19 protein-coding genes and 1 pseudogene are annotated in these 21,285 nt (G+C 34.3%); 10 read left to right on the forward strand and 10 right to left on the reverse strand.

Annotated features, from left to right (window positions below; all coding sequences use genetic code 11):
- Window positions 1-7 precede the first annotated feature (7 nt).
- From AC5LW9_RS12160 to AC5LW9_RS12170, 3 genes are all read right to left on the reverse strand, one after another.
- Entirely contained in the window at window positions 8-973 is a 966-nt protein-coding gene (locus AC5LW9_RS12160) for a glutathione S-transferase family protein (protein WP_493455986.1), read from the reverse strand.
- A gap of 160 nt (window positions 974-1,133) precedes the next feature.
- A complete protein-coding gene (locus AC5LW9_RS12165; RefSeq protein ID WP_086325916.1) occupies window positions 1,134-1,844 on the reverse strand; it encodes a response regulator in 711 nt (236 codons plus the stop codon).
- A gap of 17 nt (window positions 1,845-1,861) precedes the next feature.
- Window positions 1,862-3,451 carry an ATP-binding protein gene (locus tag AC5LW9_RS12170; protein ID WP_198226838.1) on the reverse strand — a complete coding sequence of 530 codons (1,590 nt, stop codon included), beginning with the start codon at window positions 3,449-3,451 and terminating at the stop codon, window positions 1,862-1,864.
- A 310-nt stretch (window positions 3,452-3,761) separates the two neighbouring features.
- Between AC5LW9_RS12170 and AC5LW9_RS12175 the strand changes: the two are divergent.
- From AC5LW9_RS12175 to citX, 7 genes and pseudogenes are all read left to right on the forward strand, one after another.
- Window positions 3,762-5,057, forward strand: a pseudogene (locus AC5LW9_RS12175) (2-hydroxycarboxylate transporter family protein); the annotation flags it as partial.
- 93 nt (window positions 5,058-5,150) lie between these two features.
- Complete coding sequence (locus AC5LW9_RS12180; protein WP_198226834.1) at window positions 5,151-5,996, forward strand: fumarylacetoacetate hydrolase family protein; 846 nt, start codon at window positions 5,151-5,153, stop codon at window positions 5,994-5,996.
- 4 nt (window positions 5,997-6,000) lie between these two features.
- Complete coding sequence (citC, locus tag AC5LW9_RS12185) at window positions 6,001-7,035, forward strand: [citrate (pro-3S)-lyase] ligase (RefSeq protein ID WP_198235861.1); 1,035 nt, start codon at window positions 6,001-6,003, stop codon at window positions 7,033-7,035.
- A gap of 21 nt (window positions 7,036-7,056) precedes the next feature.
- Window positions 7,057-7,347: a citrate lyase acyl carrier protein gene (citD, locus tag AC5LW9_RS12190; RefSeq protein ID WP_025316271.1), complete on the forward strand. Its 291-nt coding sequence runs from the start codon at window positions 7,057-7,059 to the stop codon at window positions 7,345-7,347.
- Window positions 7,344-8,231: a citrate (pro-3S)-lyase subunit beta gene (citE, locus tag AC5LW9_RS12195; RefSeq protein WP_065738569.1), complete on the forward strand. Its 888-nt coding sequence runs from the start codon at window positions 7,344-7,346 to the stop codon at window positions 8,229-8,231. The genes citD and citE overlap by 4 nt, the downstream gene beginning before the upstream one ends.
- A 12-nt stretch (window positions 8,232-8,243) precedes the next feature.
- The gene (citF, locus tag AC5LW9_RS12200; protein WP_080692493.1) at window positions 8,244-9,773 is read left to right on the forward strand and encodes a citrate lyase subunit alpha; all 1,530 of its coding nucleotides are present in this window, start codon (window positions 8,244-8,246) and stop codon (window positions 9,771-9,773) included.
- 78 nt (window positions 9,774-9,851) lie between these two features.
- A complete protein-coding gene (citX, locus tag AC5LW9_RS12205) occupies window positions 9,852-10,397 on the forward strand; it encodes a citrate lyase holo-[acyl-carrier protein] synthase (RefSeq protein WP_198235862.1) in 546 nt (181 codons plus the stop codon).
- 83 nt (window positions 10,398-10,480) lie between these two features.
- On the opposite strand, the gene metB is transcribed toward citX, so the two are convergent.
- A complete protein-coding gene (metB, locus tag AC5LW9_RS12210; protein WP_198235863.1) occupies window positions 10,481-11,647 on the reverse strand; it encodes a cystathionine gamma-synthase in 1,167 nt (388 codons plus the stop codon).
- A 176-nt stretch (window positions 11,648-11,823) separates the two neighbouring features.
- On the opposite strand from metB, the gene metJ reads away from it, so the two are divergent.
- Window positions 11,824-12,141, forward strand: coding sequence for a met regulon transcriptional regulator MetJ (gene metJ, locus AC5LW9_RS12215; RefSeq protein ID WP_086325922.1), 318 nt, complete (start codon window positions 11,824-11,826; stop codon window positions 12,139-12,141).
- 107 nt (window positions 12,142-12,248) lie between these two features.
- Here metJ and rpmE read toward each other — a convergent pair whose 3' ends face one another.
- The 6 genes from rpmE to AC5LW9_RS12245 all read right to left on the reverse strand — a co-directional run bounded on the left by rpmE (window position 12,249) and on the right by AC5LW9_RS12245 (window position 18,468).
- Complete coding sequence (rpmE, locus tag AC5LW9_RS12220; RefSeq protein WP_034883381.1) at window positions 12,249-12,464, reverse strand: 50S ribosomal protein L31; 216 nt, start codon at window positions 12,462-12,464, stop codon at window positions 12,249-12,251.
- Window positions 12,465-12,607: 143 nt separating this feature from the next.
- Window positions 12,608-13,660 carry an outer membrane-stress sensor serine endopeptidase DegS gene (gene degS / locus AC5LW9_RS12225; protein WP_065738565.1) on the reverse strand — a complete coding sequence of 351 codons (1,053 nt, stop codon included), beginning with the start codon at window positions 13,658-13,660 and terminating at the stop codon, window positions 12,608-12,610.
- 117 nt (window positions 13,661-13,777) lie between these two features.
- Window positions 13,778-15,154: a Do family serine endopeptidase gene (locus AC5LW9_RS12230; RefSeq protein ID WP_493455987.1), complete on the reverse strand. Its 1,377-nt coding sequence runs from the start codon at window positions 15,152-15,154 to the stop codon at window positions 13,778-13,780.
- Window positions 15,155-15,232: 78 nt separating this feature from the next.
- Entirely contained in the window at window positions 15,233-15,637 is a 405-nt protein-coding gene (locus AC5LW9_RS12235; protein ID WP_198226820.1) for a Z-ring associated ZapG family protein, read from the reverse strand.
- 60 nt (window positions 15,638-15,697) lie between these two features.
- Window positions 15,698-16,159 carry a DUF721 domain-containing protein gene (locus tag AC5LW9_RS12240; RefSeq protein ID WP_198226818.1) on the reverse strand — a complete coding sequence of 154 codons (462 nt, stop codon included), beginning with the start codon at window positions 16,157-16,159 and terminating at the stop codon, window positions 15,698-15,700.
- 839 nt (window positions 16,160-16,998) lie between these two features.
- Window positions 16,999-18,468: a mannitol dehydrogenase family protein gene (locus AC5LW9_RS12245; RefSeq protein ID WP_198235866.1), complete on the reverse strand. Its 1,470-nt coding sequence runs from the start codon at window positions 18,466-18,468 to the stop codon at window positions 16,999-17,001.
- A gap of 279 nt (window positions 18,469-18,747) precedes the next feature.
- Here AC5LW9_RS12245 and AC5LW9_RS12250 point away from each other — a divergent pair, with 279 nt between their 5' ends.
- Together AC5LW9_RS12250 and uxuA are read left to right on the forward strand one after the other, a co-directional pair.
- Window positions 18,748-19,509, forward strand: coding sequence for a GntR family transcriptional regulator (locus AC5LW9_RS12250; protein ID WP_198226814.1), 762 nt, complete (start codon window positions 18,748-18,750; stop codon window positions 19,507-19,509).
- Window positions 19,510-19,586: 77 nt separating this feature from the next.
- Window positions 19,587-20,768: a mannonate dehydratase gene (uxuA, locus tag AC5LW9_RS12255; protein WP_144091319.1), complete on the forward strand. Its 1,182-nt coding sequence runs from the start codon at window positions 19,587-19,589 to the stop codon at window positions 20,766-20,768.
- Window positions 20,769-21,285: the final 517 nt, after the last annotated feature.

The following is a 21,285-nucleotide window of genomic DNA, read 5'->3' on the forward strand; positions in this document are numbered from 1 at the left end:
ATTAAAGTTAGTTAACTGAACTAAATTGTTTATCTCGATTATGTGGCGTTTTCCAATTACTCGTATCTGGCCCTAACGGCAAGATATCATAAGGATTGTGAGCATTATTACCTAAGAAATAGCCTTTTTTTATCGCATCAAAATCAGTGGTCTCACCAAATGCAGGTATTTGATAGAGATCTCGCGCATATCCCCATAAATTAGGATAGTCGATAATTCTATTTCGATTAGTATTAAAAGCGGAATAATAGGCTACATCAAATCGGGCTAGCGTAACATATAAGCGAATATCGGAATCGGTAATCTTATCGCCAAAAAGATAACGGGATTGACTTAATCGTTGTTCTAATTGATCTAATTGGTTAAAAACAAGATGGTAAGCATGTTCATAGGCTTTTTGTGTCCGGGCAAATCCAGCTTTATATACACCATTATTTACTTCATGAAATATGACATCATTTAATTCATCAATTTCAGTACGTAAATGTTCAGGGTAAAGATCAGGTGCACCAGCTTTGTGAAAAGGTTTAAATACGGTTTCCCAATAGTTGGTCAATCTAAAATAATCATTGTTAACCACTTTGCCCGTTTTTACATCAACTACGGTAGGAACTGTTGCTCGTCCACTGTATTCTTGATCTGTTTTAGCGTAAATCTCTGGTAAATAGCGAATACCTAAAACAGGATCAACACCATTAGGATCGAGCGAAAATTCCCAGCCATGGGGTGTGCGGATAGGGGAAACTTTACCAACACTAATGACATCCTCTAAACCCAATAATTTAATGGCGATCATCTGACGATGAGCCCAAGGACAAATTGCCGCCCAAATTAAACGATAACGACCTGATTCTACCGGTAATAAACCTGGTTCATTACCAAATGGAGTGTCGAATCGGTTAGTTTGACGTACAAAGGCGCCATCTTGGTTTATTTCATTATTTTCTGTAGTGACTACTTTTCCTATAGACATACGCTTACTCCTAATATTTGGTACTGCAATTGAAACTTTCCAACAGTTGGATTTATTCAATCTAGCATCAAATATTTAGCGGTTAAAATAACGAATAAGCATATTTATATAATCATAAATTATATAAAACAGGATTAACGTATTAACTGCGCAGAAATAATTACTTTCCTAATCGTTTATAGAGCCTTTCAGGACGACCTATTTTACCGTGATTAAGTTCAACGATTAATAATTTAGTTTGGACACAATATTCTAAATATCGTCTGGCTGTAGTTTTGCTAATATTTGCTTTTTCGACAATTTGATCGACCGTTTGCGGTTCATTTGTCTGCATAAATAGATCTTTAACTTTTTGTAAAGTAATCTCTTCAATCCCTTTAGAATGGCGATTGATATCAACAAAATCTTTAGTTTGCAAATTAAACAGTTCATCAATGCGTCTTTGATTAACATGTTTTTGTAAACTTTGACGATATAAGAAAAGTTCAAAACGCTCAAGTGAATGTTTTAAACGTTGGTAAGATACTGGTTTAATTAAATAATCAAAAGCACCAAACCGTATAGCTTTACTACACGTATCCATATCACTTGCTGCAGTGATAAAAATAACATAAGAATCTAGTTTGTTATTAATAATGTATTCAAATAATTCAATACCTTTACCATCAGGTAAATAATTATCGAGTAAAATTAATGTTGGTTTTAACTTTTCAACCATTATTTTAGCTTCTTCTAAATTTGACGCGATCCCAACGACTTTTACTTTTGTATCTCTTTGTATAAACTCAGCATTTAATTCTGCTAAAATAGGTTCATCTTCTACAATAAGAACTTTTATAGCATCTTCTTTATACTCGTTAAGCTCTCTCATGCATTTACCTCTTTTTATTATTTAGGTATAAAAACTGAAAAAATTGTTCCATATGGTGTATTATCTTCAAATGTAATATAGCCATTGGCCTTTTTTATGTAGGTTGAAACAAGATGCAAACCAATACCATGCTCTTTAGCATCTTGAGAAGTTACACCTGGTTCGAATATTGATTCGCGAATACTTGCATCTATACCACATCCTTGATCACTAACTTCTAATACAATTTCATCCGTTGCATCACTCAGATACAAATAAATCGTTTTATCACCCTGATTATTTTTTAAGCATGCATTGAAAGCGTTATCAAGTAAATTACCCAGCACTGACATAAATTCGGTTTCAGTAATTAAGGCAGGTAATGCACTTAATTGACATGCAGGGTCAAAGACTAGATTCAAGCCAATTTCATGTGACTTTGAATATTTACCTATTAATAATCCACATATAGCCGGTATTTTGAAATGCTCAGAAATAAAATCTAAACAGTTTTGATTATCCGCCGAATGTAGGGTGATAAAAGATTGTGCTTCTTCATAACGTTTCATATAAATGAGCCCTGACAAAGTCGCCATCCAATTAAGGTGTTCATGTCGTAAAGCTCGCAAATTATCAATGTATTGAGTTACTTGCGTTAATTTCATACTTAATAAATTGATATCATCATAATTACGAAAAGTGATCACCCAACCTTGAATTTGATCATCCACTATCACACGAATCCGGTTAGCAATAACAATAATATTATTAAAGTAACAAATATGATCGTGTACATCTTTTGTCTGATTTTCATTTCCGTAAAGAAAATCAGTTGATTTGATAAAATAACGTAAATCATGGTTAAGCAATTCTTGATCACCTGCAATAATGTCTAACATGTTTCGAGCCGATTGATTGATATTGATAATTTTATAATTAAGATCAATAGCAATAATGCCCTCAAAAATAGATTGCATTATTGATTTTTGACTTTTAACCAACAAAGCAATCGCTTTTGGCTCTAAGTTAAACATCTGTTTTTTCACTGCTTTTGAAAAAAAGAACGAAAATACAAACAAAGCAAAAAAGAGTAAGGAACAAAAAATGATAATAGGTATAAATTGGTTAATATGTAATACATATATATCATCAATCATATAACCAACAGAGACGATACCTATTATTTTACCTTCATCCATGATAGGAGCTTTACCTCGTAGTGCTAAACCTAACGAGCCTTCGCTAATAGAAATACTGCTATTTCCGCTCAGTACTTCTTGATTATCTCCACCTACCATTGGTGAATGTAACTTATCATTCGAGGTATGATATAAACGATAAGCTTGTTCATCACCAATAACGATGTAACTGGCATCACTTTGTTCAAAAATATCGTTAACTAAATTAGCTAAATTGACGGTATCTTTTTCTTTAACATATTTTATTAAACTCGGAATAACGGACAATTCCTTCGCTTGAACTTGCGCCTTTTCACCCAAACTTCGGTACAATGTAGTTTTAGTTGCATTCCATATATAGCTTTGTAAAAGTGCGAGTATTATTAACGAAAAAAGTAAAAGAGACAGAAATAACTTCGTCGCAAAAGATAATTGTACTTTTTTTCGCATAATAACGCTCGTATTGAAAATTGACTATTGACATTGAGTTTATCACAGCATTAAAAAACATAGAGCCTTTAAAACCATAAAAACCACACTTAAAGTATGATTTAAATCACAAAATTGGGGTTAAAATTTTGTAACCATATGCGCCAATCTAACAAATTCAAATTTTTTTGGAGAAAAATAAAATATGGCGGATCTTAATTCAATCGGAAAAACGCGGACTGAAGAAGAATCAGTATCAAGTTCTGATGAAAAACAACATGATAAATGGCCTTACAATGTGAAACAACAACAGCAAGGATGGCCGTACAATTGGTGGCGCCTTATGGACAATTATAAAATTGGTGTAATCCCGCTTCCATTATTTATAATTGCTGGTATCCTAATTTTCGCTGAAGTGTTAGTAACTGGTAAATTGCCTAGCGAAATTGTTGTGATGGTGGTAACTTGTGCTTTCTTTGGCTTCCTTTGTGGTGAAATTGGTAAACGGTTACCAATCGTTGGGAAAATGGGTGCTGCAGCGATCTGTGCAACATTTATTCCATCAGCGCTAGTTTATTACGGTATTTTACCTACTCCGGTCGTCGAAGCAACAACAAAATTCTATAGAGATACACACATTTTGTATCTATACATTTGTTGTATTATCGTTGGTAGTATTATGAATATGGATAAGAGAACGCTTATTCAAGGATTCTTAAAAATATTCGGACCAATGGTATGTGGTGAAATCGTTGGAATGTTAGTTGGTGTCGGTGTTGGTTATTTACTAGGTTTATCTCCATTTGAGACCTTCTTCTTCTTAGTATTACCTATTATGGCTGGTGGAGTTGGTGAAGGTGCGATTCCTCTTTCAATCGGATATGCATCAATATTAGGTATGGAACAAGGTGAAGCTCTTGGCCGTGTATTACCAATCGTTATGTTAGGCGGTTTAACGGGTATTGTTTGTGGTGGAGTTCTTAACCGTCTTGGTAAAGCTTATCCACATTTAACTGGTAATGGTCGATTACTGCCAGCTTCAGAAGATGATGAGTTAATGGGTGATAACAAAGCAGCTAAAGCTGAACCTGTTATCGACGTAACAACATTTGCATCAGGTGTATTATTAGCAGCAATTCTTTATATGATTGGTATGATTGGTCATAAATTAACTGGTATTCCAGCTCCAGTGGGAATGTTATTTGCTGCAGTTTTTGTTAAGTTAGTATCAGGTGTTTCACCGAAAGTATTAAGTGGTTCACAAGTCGTTTACAAATTTTTCCAAACGTCTGTTACCTATCCAATTCTATTTGCGGTAGGTGTAGCAATCACTCCATGGGATAGAATCGTTGCAGCTTTCACCATTACAAATTTAATTGTTATTGTTTGTACTGTTGTTAGCTTAGTCACCACTGGTTTCTTTGTCGCTAAAAAATTAGGTATGTATCCGGTTGATGCTGCTGTTATTTCATGCTGTCAAAGTGGTCAAGGCGGAACAGGTGACGTAGCAATCTTAACTGCCGCAGAACGTATGGAGTTAATGCCATTTGCTCAAATTGCAACCCGTATAGGTGGTGCAATAAATGTATCAGTGTCATTACTCATTCTCGGCAATTTCTTAGTTTAGATTAAAATTTTAAAGAGCAACCTTAGTTTAACTAAGGTTGTTCGCTTTTATTTATAGTTAAATTTAGCATAAAACAGCTTTTAAGGAGTTTTCATGAAGCTTGTCAGTTATCTTGTCTCTGGTCGAGCAAGTTTTGGTCTTCTTACTCAGAATGGCATTGTTGATTTAAAAGAAAAATTAGGTAATAAATATGCCGATTTAAAATCTCTACTTGCTGATTCTGAAGGACTTTCTGTCGCCAAAACTTATCTTGATGCGCCAAGTGACATTGATGAACAAGACATTACTTATCTACCTGTTATTCCAAATCCAAACAAAATTTTATGTGTTGGTATGAATTATGCTGAAAAACGCGCGGAATTTAACGAAACTAGCTCAGCGCCAACGTTATTCGTTCGTTTTCCTGATTCACAAACAGGTCACAAAACTAATATTATCAAACCTGCTATCACTAACGAATTAGATTACGAAGGTGAATTAGCGATCATTATTGGCAAAGAAGGATTTCGTATTAAACCAGAAGAGGCATTATCACATGTAGCTGGCTACAGCTGCTATATGGATGGGTCTATTCGTGACTGGCAATATACTTGGTTTACAGCAGGTAAAAACTGGCCAAGTACTGGCGCATTTGGTCCATGTATTACAACCAGTGATGAAATTCCTGATCCAACAGTTTTATCTTTAACCACTTATTTAAATGGTCAGGAAATGCAACACGATTGTATTAAAAATCTTGTGCACACTGTACCAGAACTTATTTCTTACATTAGTACATTTACTCGTTTGTCGCCTGGAGATGTCATCCTTACTGGTTCACCTGGTGGTGTTGGTAAAAAACGTAACCCTCCAGTATTTATGAAAGATGGCGATAAGATTGAAGTCGAAATTACAGGAATTGGTCGTTTAACCAATTATGTAGTAGCAGAAAGAGGGTAATTTTATGTATGATTTAGTTGATTATACCATCGTTGATATTTCTAAATCAGAACAAGATTATCAAGAAATTAAGCTATTATTGTCTCGATCTGATCTTGATTTAGACTCGCAAGTTACTCTTTTTATGGTAGCGAAAATTAACGATAAAATTATTGCTTGTGCTGGTATGGATCGCAATATTATTAAATGTGTTGCTATTGATCCTCAATATCGCGGTAATCAACTAAATCTGACTTTAATGGATCAAACCATAAAATATGCCAATGAAAACGGCTATTTTCACCTTTTTTTATACACTAAGCCTGAAAATATAGATTTCTTTAAAGGATGCGGTTTTTACCCTATTGTTGAAATAACTGATTTAGTTGTTCTAATGGAAAACAATCCGGTCGGAATAAAGCAATATTGTAAACAACTCAATGCACAGAAAAAAGAAGGAAAAAAAATTGGCAGCATTGTTATGAATGCCAATCCTTTTACTAAAGGTCATCAATACTTAGTACAATATGCAGCAAGTCAATGTGACTGGTTACATGTATTTGTTGTCAATGAAAATGCCTCACAATTTTCATTTGATACACGCTTAAAACTAGTTAAAGATGGCACAAATCAGATAAAGAATGTCACTGTGCATGCAAGCTCACCCTACATTATTTCTAGAGCAACATTTCCTACTTATTTCCTAAAAGATAAGACAAAAATTGATCAAGCCTATATGGGTATCGATCTGTTAATTTTCCGCAATTATATTGCTCCAGCACTCAATATCACTCACCGATTTGTAGGGACTGAACCTATTGATGAGGTGACTAAAGCTTATAACGAAGCGATGCGTTATTGGCTTGAAGATAATACGGTAAGTAGTCTTCCAGCCATTACGGTTGTTGAAGTTGAACGTATAACCGAAAGCAATTGTGTTGTCTCGGCTTCATTAGTAAGAAAGCTACTGGCTACTGGGCAATATGAACAGGTTAAAACGTTGGTTCCCCCAACAACATGGGATTATCTTTCGGCTAATTTGGATAACTTTAAAATTTAATACGTTTTAAAAGGTAAAAAAATGAAAATACAAAAAGAAGCTATGGCTGGGACTCTCGAATCGAGCGATTTGTTAGTTAAAGTCATGCCAAATACGGGGATTGAAATTGTTATTAATAGTGATGTTAATAAACAATTTGGCGATCAAATACGTGCAGTTGTTAATCAGACTTTAAATGATCTGAATGTAACTGATGGTTTAATTATTATTGATGATAAAGGCGCTTTAGATTGTGCTATCAGAGCAAGAATTCAATGTGCAGTATTACGCGGTGCAGAAGAAGAGAACTTAGATTGGAGTAAATTACTATGAAAAAATTACGTCGCAGCATGTTATTTCTTCCAGGCGCCAATGCCGCAATGTTATCAACATCGTTTGTATACAAACCTGATTCAATCATGTTTGACCTTGAAGATGCGGTTTCAATTAAAGAAAAAGATTCAGCACGCCTTTTAGTCGCTCAAACATTAAAAATGCCTGTTTATAAAGAACATAATATTGAAACAGTTGTTAGAATTAACGCACTAAATACACCATTTGGACTTAAAGATTTAGAAGCCGTAGTTCGAGCAGGCGTTGATGTTGTTCGTTTACCAATGACAAACAGTGCCGAAGATATTCATGAACTTGAAGCTCACGTTGAACGTATCGAAAAAGAATGTGGTCGTGAAGTTGGTAGTACTAAATTAATGGCAGCAATTGAATCGGCTCAAGCTGTGGTTAATGCAGTATCAATTGCTAAATCATCTCCTCGTTTAATAGGTATTGCTCTTGCTGCATTTGACTATCTTGTCGATATGCAAACAGAAAGAGGCGATGGTACCGAACTATTTTATGCTCGTTGCGCTGTTCTACATGCAGCTCGTGTAGCGGGTATTGATGCTTTTGATGTTGTCTATTCAAATGTTAATGACGACGAAGGTTTCTTAAAAGAAGTCAGCCTAATCAAAAAATTAGGATACAACGGCAAATCATTGATTAATCCAAGACAAATTGAGCTATTACACAATGCTTATGCACCTACTGCTAGTGAAGTAGAAAATGCTAAAAAAATAGTTGAAGCAGCTGAAGAAGGTGAAAGAAAGGGGCTTGGAGTTGTTTCTTTGAATGGCAAAATGATTGACGCACCAATTATTACTCGTGCTCAAAAAATCATTGAACTAGCAAAATACTCCGGTGTACGTAAAGAAATTTGATAGGATTGAAATATGACAACTTCTATAAACCAAAAAATTGATGATTTATTAAAACAGCATCCTGATCTTAAAAATATCACACCATTTATTGATGCTAATGCAACCACACCATATTTAAAAGATGAGTCTAAATATACTCGTAAATTATGTGACTCGATTGAACAAGCCATTAAAAAGTGTGAATTACGTGACGGTATGACCATATCTTTCCATCATGCATTCCGTGAAGGTGATAAGGTTATCAATAAAGTTGTAGAGACAATTAGTAAATTAGGCATTAAAAATCTAACTTTAGCATCAAGTTCATTGTTAAGTTGTAATGCCGCATTAATCCCACATATTGAAGCTGGGGTGATCACTAAAATTTACACTTCTGGATTACGTGGAAAATTAGCTGATGCGATTTCACACGGTTTAATGGATAATCCTGTACATATCCATTCTCATGGTGGGCGCGTAAAACTCATCCAAAGTGGTGAAATTAATATTGATATCGCATTTTTAGCCGTATCAACAGCTGATGAACAAGGTAATGCTAATGGTGTATCAGGTAAATCACAATGTGGTGCACTTGGTTATGCAATGGTTGATGCACAGTTTGCCAAAAAAGTAGTTTTACTAACTGAAGATATCGTCGGTTATCCAAATAACCCTGCAAGTATTCGTCAAGATCAAGTTGACTATATTGTTAAAGTTGATGAAGTCGGTGACCCAACTAAAATCAGTGTGGGCGCAGCACGTATCACAAGCAATCCTCGTGAACTTATGATTGCTCGTTACGCGGCTGATGTCATTGAGCATTCTGGCTATTTTGAAGATGGCTTCTCAATTCAAACCGGTTCTGGTGCTTCTTCAACAGCTGCAACGCGTTTCCTTGAAAACCGTATGCGTGCTAAAAATATCACAGCCTCATTTGCCTTAGGTGGCATTACAGCTAGTATTGTTGATTTACACGAAAAAGGTTTGGTTAAACGTTTATTAGATACCCAAAGCTTTGACGGTGCAGCAGGACAATCCTTAGGCCGAAATAAAGATCACATTGAAGTCTCAACCAATGTTTATGCAAATCCTGCATCTAAAGGAGCAAGTGTTGATGAATTAGACATTGTGATTTTAAGTGCCTTAGAAATTGACCTTGATTTCAATGTTAACGTATTAACAGGTTCTGATGGCGTAATGCGCGGAGCATCTGGCGGTCACTGTGATACAGCTGCGGGAGCAAACTTAACCATTATTGTTGCCCCATTAATTCGTAGCCGTATCCCAACTGTAATTAAAAACGTAACCACGCTGGTAACTCCAGGTGAAAGCGTTGATGTATTAGTTACTGATCATGGTATTGCAGTGAATCCTAATCGTCCAGAAATTGCTGAACGTTTAAAAGCAGCTAATTTACCAATAATGAGCATTGAAGAACTTTATCAACGTGCAGTTTCGTTAACTGGTGAACCAAAACCAATCGAATTTGAAGATAAAATCGTAGGTATCGTTCATTTCCGTGATGGTTCAGTAATTGATGTAGTGCGTCAAGTTAAAGATTAATTACTCAAGAACCTGTCATAACAAAACTTAGCATGGCATAAATAAATGCCATGCTCTTATTCCTGTATTATGAATAAAATGTTAATTAAATTTGATGATGGTACCCCGATTAGTCTTGAGCAAATGCTACTAGCGAAAGAAAAGCGGGTAGAAAACCAACTATTAGCTATTTCTCTCTATAAAAAGCCCCTCGTATCGTTGACGTTAGTTATCCCGGGTCCAATAAAAAACAGTAGTGGCGCTAATTATATTTTTCAAGAAGCAATCACCGCGTTACATCAGTTTTTTATTAAAAATGATATACCATTAATTAAAAAACAGCACTATCATGAATTAACAGGTTATGAAGCGATTCTTGTGGTAGATTGCGCGATTGAAAAACTCAAACAATACTGCATTGAAATTGAAAGCCAACATCCATTGGGCCGTCTATGGGATATAGATGTGATTGATCCAATAACCCAAAAAAGTGTTCCCCGCTCACAATTTGAATATGCACCAAGGCAATGTTTAGTTTGTGAGGATATTGCTAAAATATGTGGTCGGTCAAAACGACATTCATTAGATGAGATTTTTGTTGCTATTAAAGAAAAAATAGAAAGTTTTCAAAAAAATAAATCTTAATATAATGATAAAGTTGAAAAAACAGAATTGATCCGAAAGAGCATATCAATTGTTCATTAAACTTTATCATTACTACTAAAATTTTAAATGACAGCTAAAGCTTGTTCTAAATCACCTAATAAATCATCGATATCCTCTAAACCAACAGAAATACGAAGTAGTTGATCTGAAATACCGGCTGTTTTACGTGCTTGAGCAGTGATACCTGAGTGGGTCATCGTTGCTGGATGACAGATTAGACTTTCAACCCCCCCTAGAGATTGAGCTAACGTAATAATATTAAGTGCCTTTAAGAATTTAGGCATTACCTCGGGATCTCCAGCTAATTCAAAACTTAGCAATGAACCAAAACCTTTTTGTTGTTTTTTGGCAATCTCATGTCCAAGATTAGACGGTAGTGATGGATGATACACATTAGCAATTTTCGGATGGTTAACTAAAAACTCAACGACCTTTTGTGCATTGGCTTGTTGTAAAGTTACTCGCGCAGCAAGCGTTCTTAATCCACGTAATAATAAATAACTATCAAATGATGAAGTGAGGGTACCAATATTATTGGCCCACCATAAAACATCTGTAGCAAGCTGTTGGTCTTTAAATACTAAAATACCCGCTAAAAGATCGGAATGTCCATTAAGAAATTTAGTACATGAATGGGTTACAATATCCGCCCCTAACTCTATAGGTTTTTGCAATATAGGGGTCATAAATGTGTTATCGACTAACACCAAAGCCCCGACATCGTGTGCTTGTTGTGATATTTCTTGAATATCAACAACTCGAAGCAATGGGTTACTTGGCGTTTCAATCAATACTAATTTTGGACGTAAACTTAAAGCTTCTTTTAGTGCAATTGGATCGGATTGATCAACAAATTTCGCCTTGAAATAACCACGTTGACTTAAACTATTAAAAAGACGATAGCTACCACCATAACAATCGTGGGGAGCAACCACCAAGTCATCGGGTGTTAGTAGTGCGACACTGACAAGATGAATAGCAGACATACCACAGTTAGTAAGAATAGCATCCACCCCTCCTTCCAACTTGGCGACCGTTTCCTCAACGAATCGCCTGCTTGGATTTGCCTTACGTGCATAATCAAACTCTCTTGGTGTTGCAAATTCTTGATAACGGTAACACGTTGACGGGGTAATGACAGGGACGACACTCCCATATTGATCATCAGTATTGATCCCACCTCGGACAGCAATAGTACCTTGGCTTAAATTTTTAGATTGGCTAGCCATAATAACATTCCTAAATAATATTTTATTTATTATAAAACTTTCATGTACAAGAATAACACAACCATTTAAGACGTCAATATGTCTAGACGTCTAACTATCTCGATGTATAGATTGCAGCAAAATAAAAAAAAAGTTAAAATTAACCCTATAAATTGTGATGTGATTTGGTGAAGAATATGATGGAATGGAACGGCCAATACATAAGCCCCTATGCTGAGCATGGTAAAAAAAGTGAGCAAGTAAAAAAAATTACTGTATCAATTCCTTTAAAAGTATTAAAAATATTGACTGATGAACGTACGCGCCGACAAGTGCATAATTTACGTCATGCAACGAATAGTGAACTATTATGTGAAGCGTTTCTCCATGCTTACACGGGTCAACCACTACCTTGCGACGAAGACTTACAGAAAGATCGTGAAGATGGTATCCCTAGCCAAGCTAAGGAAATAATGAGTAATTTAGGTATCAATCCCGACTTAATTGATGAATAGGTGTTATTTATATTTTTTATTGACGAATAACATCATTCATTAAGACAAAAAACAAAAAAGGCGCATTATGCGCCTTTTTCAATATTGACTGTATAATTTACGGAAAATTATTTTTTACCGCCAACCATAGCGAAACGTTGTTTGAATTTATCTACGCGTCCGCCAGTTGCAACATCACGTTGTTTACCTGTATAGAACGGGTGACACTCACCACATACGTCAAGATGAATATCATGACCAATTGTTGAATGAGTATTAATAACATTACCGCAAGAACAAGTTGCTTTAATTGCTTTATATTCTGGGTGGATACCTTCTTTCATAATAAACCTCTAAAGTTTGTTCGTATCGCTATATAAACGGCCTTAAAAGCAAAATCTATACACCATACGAGTGTTAAAAAACATGATAAGGTCGCGAATTATACGCCTTAAACGGTAAATAATCAAGCTATAAAAAAGACCTATTAAACAGGCAATTGCCCTATTACCACTTGCAATTCAACCTTTTCTCCATTTCGTAACACTACAATGGGGACGGTTATCCCTGGTTTCAACTCTGCAATCTGATCCATTGTTTCAACAATTGATTTAACCGGTTTACCATCAACCATAATTAAAATATCATTAGGTTGCACGCCCGCTTGTAACGAAGGTCCTTCAGCGTTGGTCACTAAAATCCCTAACACAACAGGTAAATCACTTGGATTTTGTGTTGGCGCAAACTCTAACCCATCAATACCAATATAACCACGAATAACCTTACCGTCCTGTATCAATTTATTCATAATTTTAACGGCCAAAGATGTCGGAATTGCAAATCCAATGCCTTCTGGAATTTCATTTCCCATATTTTTTGCAAAAGTGAGGGTATTAATACCCATTAATTCGCCTTTTGTATTAACCAAAGCGCCACCTGAATTACCATGATTAATTGAAGCATCTGTTTGAATAAAATTCTGTCTTCTATATGGGCTTAATCCATCTCGACCCGTTGCGCTAATGATTCCTTGAGTGATAGTTTGCCCAATATTATAAGGATTACCAATTGCTAAAACGACATCGCCAATATTCGGTTCGCGCTGAGGATTAATGTGAATTGTTGGGATATTCTTCGCATCAATTTTTAAAACAGCAATATCAACTAATTTATCAGAACCAACAGACAAAGCTTCAAAAATTCTTCCATCTTGCAAAGCAACAATGATTTGTTCCGCACCATCTACTACATGATAATTAGTAATAATGTAACCATGTTTGCTCATTATAACCCCTGAGCCTAATGGCGTTATTGCACTATCTTGTGAGCGATTTGGTACAGAACTAATTGAACGACTGTATATATTCACTACGGCGGGAGCTGCAGTTTTAACCGCAAATGAATAACTCATAGGGTCATTATTAAAAATGGAGTTTGCAAAATTTGATTGAGTCCCATTACGTAATGATGGAAATATAATCAATAATACGATAGCTAAAACAGTACCAATCAATATTGGCCATAAAATTTTTTTAAGCATTAGTATGAGTACTATGGTAGCAGTAGAATGGATATGATTTTAACATATCTAATTAGAGGTTAACATTTATGTTTTTCGCCGATAAATATTATCGGCGAAATCAAATTAAGCAATCAATTAACGTAAAATAAGATAAAGTTGACTATCACCACGTACAATATTTAACGCAATCGCTGATGGTTTACTATCGATAATTTTACGCAAATCAGCAATATTGTTTATTCTTTGTTTATTTACACCCGTGATTAAATCACCTTTTTGTAAACTTAATCGAGATGCTGGTGAATTTTTAGTAATGCCTTCAATTAAAACGCCCTTTTGACCTTTGATATTGCCATTACTTAATGTTGCGCCTTCAAGAGCTGGATGTAATGATTTTGCTTCTGTAGCAGATTCATCACTATTTTTTAATTTGACATTAACAGTTATTGTTTTACCCTCACGAATTATGCCTAGTTGCACAGTCCTACCCGCACCTGTAGTTGCAATTTTAGCTCGCAGTTCGGCAAAACTATCAACAGGCTTACCATCCATTGAAACAATCACATCGCCAGATCTTATCCCTGCTGCTTTAGCGGCAGAATCGTCAAGCACTTCGCTTACAAACGCGCCTTTTTGCACATCTAAATCAAATGCTTTGGCAATATCGGAGGTTAACTCATTACCTCTAATACCCAATACACCACGTCTAACTTCTCCATATTCAATCAATTGAGAAGTTAAATTTTTCACCATCGTACTCGGTATAGCAAAACCGATACCAACGTTACCACCACTAGGTGCAATAATGGCAGTATTAATTCCTACTAATTCACCATTTAAATTAACTAACGCCCCCCCTGAATTACCACGATTGATTGAGGCATCTGTTTGAATAAAATTCTCAAAGCCATTCATATTAAGTCCACTACGAGCGAGTGCAGAAATAATACCAGATGTCACAGTTTGACCAATTCCAAATGGATTACCAATTGCGACAACATAATCACCAACACGTAATTTATCTGAATCAGCTAAAGTAATGGCCGTTAAATTTTTAGCCTCTTCAACTTTAAGCAATGCAATATCACTTTGAGGATCTCTACCTATTAATTTAGCAGTATATTCATGTCCATCGTTTAATGATACCGTTATTTTATCAGCATTATCAATAACATGATTATTGGTAACAATATAACCCTTTTCACTATCAATAATGACGCCTGAACCTTGACCAGAAAAAGCTCTAGATTGACTATCGGGATACCCAAAAAATCGTCTAAACTCTTCGGGGATATTGGTTTGCATTTGAGCTGTTCCTTCAACCTTGATACTTACAACCGAAGGCAATACTGCCTCTAACATTGGCGCTAAGCTTGGTTGCTGAGAATTTTCACTTGTTGGAAACGAAGGGAAAACAGCAAAGGCATTCGGTAAGGTAACTAAAGAAAGACTTAAGCCTAAAGCAATTAAGCTAAGTATTTTTTTAGGTTTTAGTAAAGAATTATTAATCATAAAACACTCTCTTCCTTATAAATTTAATATTTACCATAACATTTCACCAGATAATTCTAGCGAAAAAACTAAGATTAATTATGATTTATTTTCATCAGTTTTGAATAAACCAGAAGAGTCATCAGAATAGTCTTTTGGTTGTTTTTTTAGAGTGAATTGTTTTTTTATAGTAGTATCATTATTCGCATCTAAAGCCATAACTGGCATATCATTTTCTGAAGTAAATTTTCCTGAACTTTCAGCCATATGTTGATAAAGACGACGAAAATCATTAGCCATGTTATCTAATATTTCAGCGCTATGTGAAAAATATTTAACAATTGTCTGTTTTTGAACGTTTAACTGCTCTTCAGTTTCCTCAAGTTGACGTTTTACTTGTGCAAATTGACGCCCTTTTGAACTAAAAATATTCGTTAAAATAATACCTAAAACAAAACCAATTACTAAGCCAATAACCAGATAAATCATCATCTGTTTATCCATATTTCACTCCTTGTATCTTTTCGTTATAAAACTTTATACTCTATTGCTCAATTATTTTACTTATTTTGCATGGTTAGCAAGTTTAATCAATTGCTTTTTTAGTTTATCGGGTGCACTTTCTGCCAAAGCAGACAAATAAATGGCACTTTGGGGACTTAAAGCTCTCGTAATTGTAACACTTTTTGATGAATCATTAATCATTTTTACATGTTGACTGGAAATATCTGGATTAATTTTATATTGAATTGAAGATAAGGATGGTAATATTTGCTTTCGTATTTCAGATAATAAATTACTTTGTTCGTATCTTAATCTGGTTAACCAACTAGCTGAACTTACTTCAAGGATAAGAACGCCTTGACGATAATTAGCAATTCTATATTGCTGCCTTAACAAAGATGGCAATAACTCATTAATCACATCAGCCAATTTATTCAATGCAAATGTTTTTTCTTTTATCTCGGATAAACAAGTTTGTTGAGACAAAATTGAAGTTAACATCTGTGGCTCATTATAACGCATATTTGATACTTACCTTTATTTCCGAATAAAATAATAGTCAACGAATTACACATCATGCAAAATAAGTAGCATTAATTTACCTTATTTAAATAAAAAAGTCTTACTTAAAAAAGACATTTACAGTTTATTATTTTTTTATTGAAAAACAATAGTATCTCACTACGATATTTTGTCTAAATATCAAATGATATAATATTCAATAAATTAATTGTTCATTTGAATATAAAAGTATTTTTATATGGATTATTTACTCGTATAAAGTATTTATCATGCCACTTAATAAAACCATGAGTTTATTTCAAGATTGTTGCCACTTTGTTCTTACTGATGTTTATTTTTACTTATAAATAAAAGTCGTTGTATTTACTGAATAAAGCTAATTGAGAATTAGCACAATACTATTTATTTTTTATTAACATAAAAGCATAAACAAATATAAGTTTTACCGCCCTACACTTTGAACTCAGTATTGTCATTCCATATCAATGTTGCAATTTTAACAATTTCTCAGTGACACTTTGTTTATAAAAATTGAAAGTTTTAGGATGAGCCAATCTAAACTAGAATGTTGATCATCCCAAAAACGTTATGCATTTTGGATCGTCGCTCCAAAAAGCGTTAATAATAAAATTTGATATTTTATAAATATTTATAATGAGGTTGTACCAACTGTTTTCTATTTTACTTCAGTATCAAAAAAATTATTTAATCTGATTTTTATCACATCAAAAGTAATCTAAAAATGATCAATTGGTTCGTTTACTATCTATACTGCTTAAATATTCATTTATTTGCAAAAAGTGATCATTTAAATAGTTTGTTATGATCGTTATACACCTTTAAATCACTAAATCACAGATTGTCTGTTTTGCCCCTTTTTGCATTAAAGAAAGATAATGATTGGTGACGTATTCTTTGAACTGCAAATTATTCGATAAATCATCACCAAACACTGCATTCAAACTCAATAAAGCGGTTACTCTTTCTTGACCATCTTGACTTGAGTCAACAAGTGTTTTTAATTCACTAAACATTGGATCGCGTATATCAATATCATTTTGATTGTCATCCATGCCACCTACATAACGCATCCAACCGGCTACGCCTAATGCAAGTAATGAAAAATCAGAATTGTTTTGAATATGCCAACGCACAGAATCAAGCATACGTTGTGGTAATTTTTGAGTACCATCCATGGCAATCTGCCAAGTTCTATGTTTCAGTGAAGGGTTACTAAATCTTTCAATAAGTTGCTCAGCATAGTGTGATAGATTTACCTGTGAAGGAACATGCAGTGTAGGTGCTTGTTGTTGCATCATCAGTGCTAGTGTTGCTTTTTTATAATTGTGGTCATTCATACAATCATTAATATGTTCATACCCTGCTAAGTAACCTAGATAAGCTAAAAAAGAATGACTGCCATTTAACATACGTAGTTTCATCTCTTCATAGGGAACCACATCATCGACAAACTCTGCCCCAACTTCATCCCAATTAGGGCGACCAGAAACAAAATTATCTTCAATAACCCATTGAATAAAAGGTTCACAGGCAATACCACATGGATCAGCCATGCCTGCTAACGTATTTTTAATCTCTGCTAAAGTTTCAGATGTTGCAGCAGGCACAATACGATCGACCATTGTACATGGAAACGTTGTATTGACCTTAATCCATTGTGCTAATTTTGCATCTCGCGCTTTTGCTAAACCTAATATCGCTTTTTTCAAAACAACTCCATTTTCGGGGATATTATCGCAGGATAATGCAGTAAATGGTTTTATTCCTCTTTGCATTCTTCTATAAAGCGCTTCAACAATAACACCTGGGGCAGACATAGGTTTAGATGGATTGGCTAAATCCTCTTTAATCAGAGGATTATCTAAATCTAAGTCACCACCACCTGGTCGCATACAGTAACCTTTTTCGGTTACGGTTAAAGACACAATTTCTACCACACTATCGGCCATTTTTTCTAAAATTGCCTCAATGCCGTCGGTAGATGCCAAAAGCGACTCTTTTACACTACCAATAATAAATGCTTGTTTTGTTGTAGCTCCTTTTTCTAATACGGTGTACAAATGATCTTGCTGACGAATATCATGAATTAACTCTTCACCACCAACAATATTAACCTCACAAATTCCCCAATCACTTGTTCCTTTATTCAGTAAGCGATCCATAAACAATGCTTGATGTGCACGATGAAACGCACCAAATCCTAAATGAACTATGCGTGAAATCATTTTTTTTCTGTCATAGGAAGGTTTATGTTCAATTGATTGTGGGATATTTGATAAATTTAACATTCTACTCACCATAATTAACAAATTAAATACTATATTGGTTAGACATATTTTCACTTATAGATAATCTTTTCATCTTCATTTTTTATTTTTTGTGATCATAATCACATTTTTTGGTTTATTTAATATGCACTATTTTGAAAATATTTAATAATACCAAAATATATTGGCATACCAATTATCGAAATAAACATAGTTAAATCATAATTGACTTATAGTACTTATAACAATTAGCTTATAATTGAGGCAATATAACCAAAATTAGAATGGGGATTAAAAATAATGCCAACGATTAATCGGCTCTATCAAGAAATTGGTAATGAGCTGAAATCATTATTAAAAAATGGTACTTATAAAATTGGTGATCGATTACCACCCGAGCGCGATATCGCTGACGCATTTAATGTAAGTAGAACGGTTGTGCGCGAAGCACTCATTATGCTAGAACTTGAAAATTTAGTTACAGTAAAAAAAGGCTCTGGTGTATATGTAATTGGTTTACCAAATGAAACTTTGTCAGAACAAGATAAAAAAATAGAAGAAAATGATTTTGGACCATTTGAATTATTACAAGCAAGGCAACTAATTGAAAGCAATATTGCCGCTTTTGCAGCTTCACAAATTTTGAAATCCGATATCATAGAGCTTAGAGCTATTTTAAAACAAGAACGTCAAATGTTAGAACAAGGCATTCTGGATGACTACAGTGCTGATGAGATGTTTCATATTGCAATTGCCAAAGCAACGAAAAACTCAATACTTGAAAGTTTATTAAATGATTTATGGCAAAAACGTTCTACCAGCAAAATGTGGGATCAATTACACAGTCGCATTACCGATCATAGTTATCGAAAAAAGTGGCTTTATGATCATGAAAAAATTCTGCAAGCATTGCAGGTAAAAGATGCAATAGGTGCACGCCATGCTATGTGGCAACATTTAGAAAATGTTAAACAAACATTAATGACCGTTTCTGATAGTGAAGATCCAAATTTTGATGGTTATTTATTTGATTCTATTCCAGTTAATATTGTTAACCAATAGACAATAAAAAATCAGCATTGTTTATAGATCTTTTCGTTTAGAAAATTAAGTAAATAAAAATCATTGAGGAGATTTATATGGAACAAACGATGCGTTGGTTTGGACCAAATGACCCAGTATCACTAGATGATATCAAACAGGCTGGAGCAACTGGAATTGTTACAGCTTTGCACCATATTCCAAATGGCGAAATATGGACAGTTGAAGAAATACAAAAACGAAAAGCAATTATTGAAGAAAAAGGATTAACATGGTCTGTTGTTGAAAGTATTCCTGTTCATGAAGAGATCAAAACGCATTCAGGAAAGGTTAAACAGCATATTGCAAATTACCAGCAATCAATTCGTAATCTAGCAGCTTGTGGCATTGATACTGTTTGTTACAATTTTATGCCTGTGTTAGATTGGACTCGCACCGATCTTGCTTATGAGCTACCAGATGGTTCAAAAGCTTTACGTTTCGATCAAACTGCATTTGCTGCATTTGACCTTTATATTTTAGAAAGAATTAATGCCGAAAAAGATTACTCAAAAGAAGATATCGATTTAGCAAAAGCTTATTTTGAGAAAATGACTCAAGCAGATAAAGACAAACTAATTGCTAATATCATTGCAGGTTTACCTGGGGCAGAAGAAGGCTATTCTTTGGAACAATTTAGAGCACATTTGGCGACGTATGATGGCATCGATAAGGCCAAATTACGCGAAAATTATGCCTACTTTTTAAAAGCTATCGTCCCCGTTGCTGAAGAAGTAGGTGTGGTATTAACGGTGCATCCAGATGATCCTCCTCGACCAATTTTAGGTTTACCGCGTATTGTGTCAACCATCGAAGATATGCAATGGATCAAAGATACGGTAGATAGTATTCACAATGGATTTTGCTTTTGCACAGGTTCTTACGGTGTGCGAGATGATAATGATTTAGCTATAATGGCTGAAAAATTTGCTGACCGCGTTCATTTTATTCACTTACGTGCAACGGTTCGCGAACAAAACCCACTTTCTTTCCACGAAGGTGACCACTTGGGTGGTGATGTGGATATGTATGCAGTAATCAAAGCACTCGTTACTGAAGAACAGCGCCGTAAACAAGCAGGAATTAAACGTTCTATTCCCGTTCGTCCAGATCATGGACACCAAATGTTAGATGATCTTAAAAAGAAAACCAATCCAGGTTATTCGTGTATAGGTCGCTTACGCGGTTTAGCAGAAATTCGTGGTATTGAATATGCCATTAAGCGTGCATTTTTTGAATAATATCTATTTCTCTATATAAAAAACACCCATTTTAAATGGGTGTTTTTTTTCATAATAATGAATAAAGTCTAGATATGTATTGCATCTAGATAAATATAATTAAGAATCCTCTATACTGCATACAAATGCTGTATTAATCCACGTAATGATCCTGCGACATTTAACACGTCGCAATAATAATTTACAGCAGTAATTTAATTTTTCAAATTTAATCAGTTAGTCAATAAACAATTTTAATCAGTCAAATAATCAAATCAATCTTATGATATTTTAAATTTGCCTATTTTTATAATATGGTTAAAAAACTAATATAACCAATTTAATAGAAATACTATTTAAAAAAGTTAAATTGAATGTATAAAAGCAAAATAATTATTAAAAACGCTAAGTAATATTTAAAATAATCTTATTATTAAAGATGATTAGAGAAAATCATGAACCTAACTTTTAAATTATAAAATGCTATCAAAATTTTACTGTTTTGACTTTTCCTCCCATTCCGCGTTATATTAATAAC

It is taken from the genome of Gilliamella sp. LMG 34360 (genome assembly GCF_984568995.1).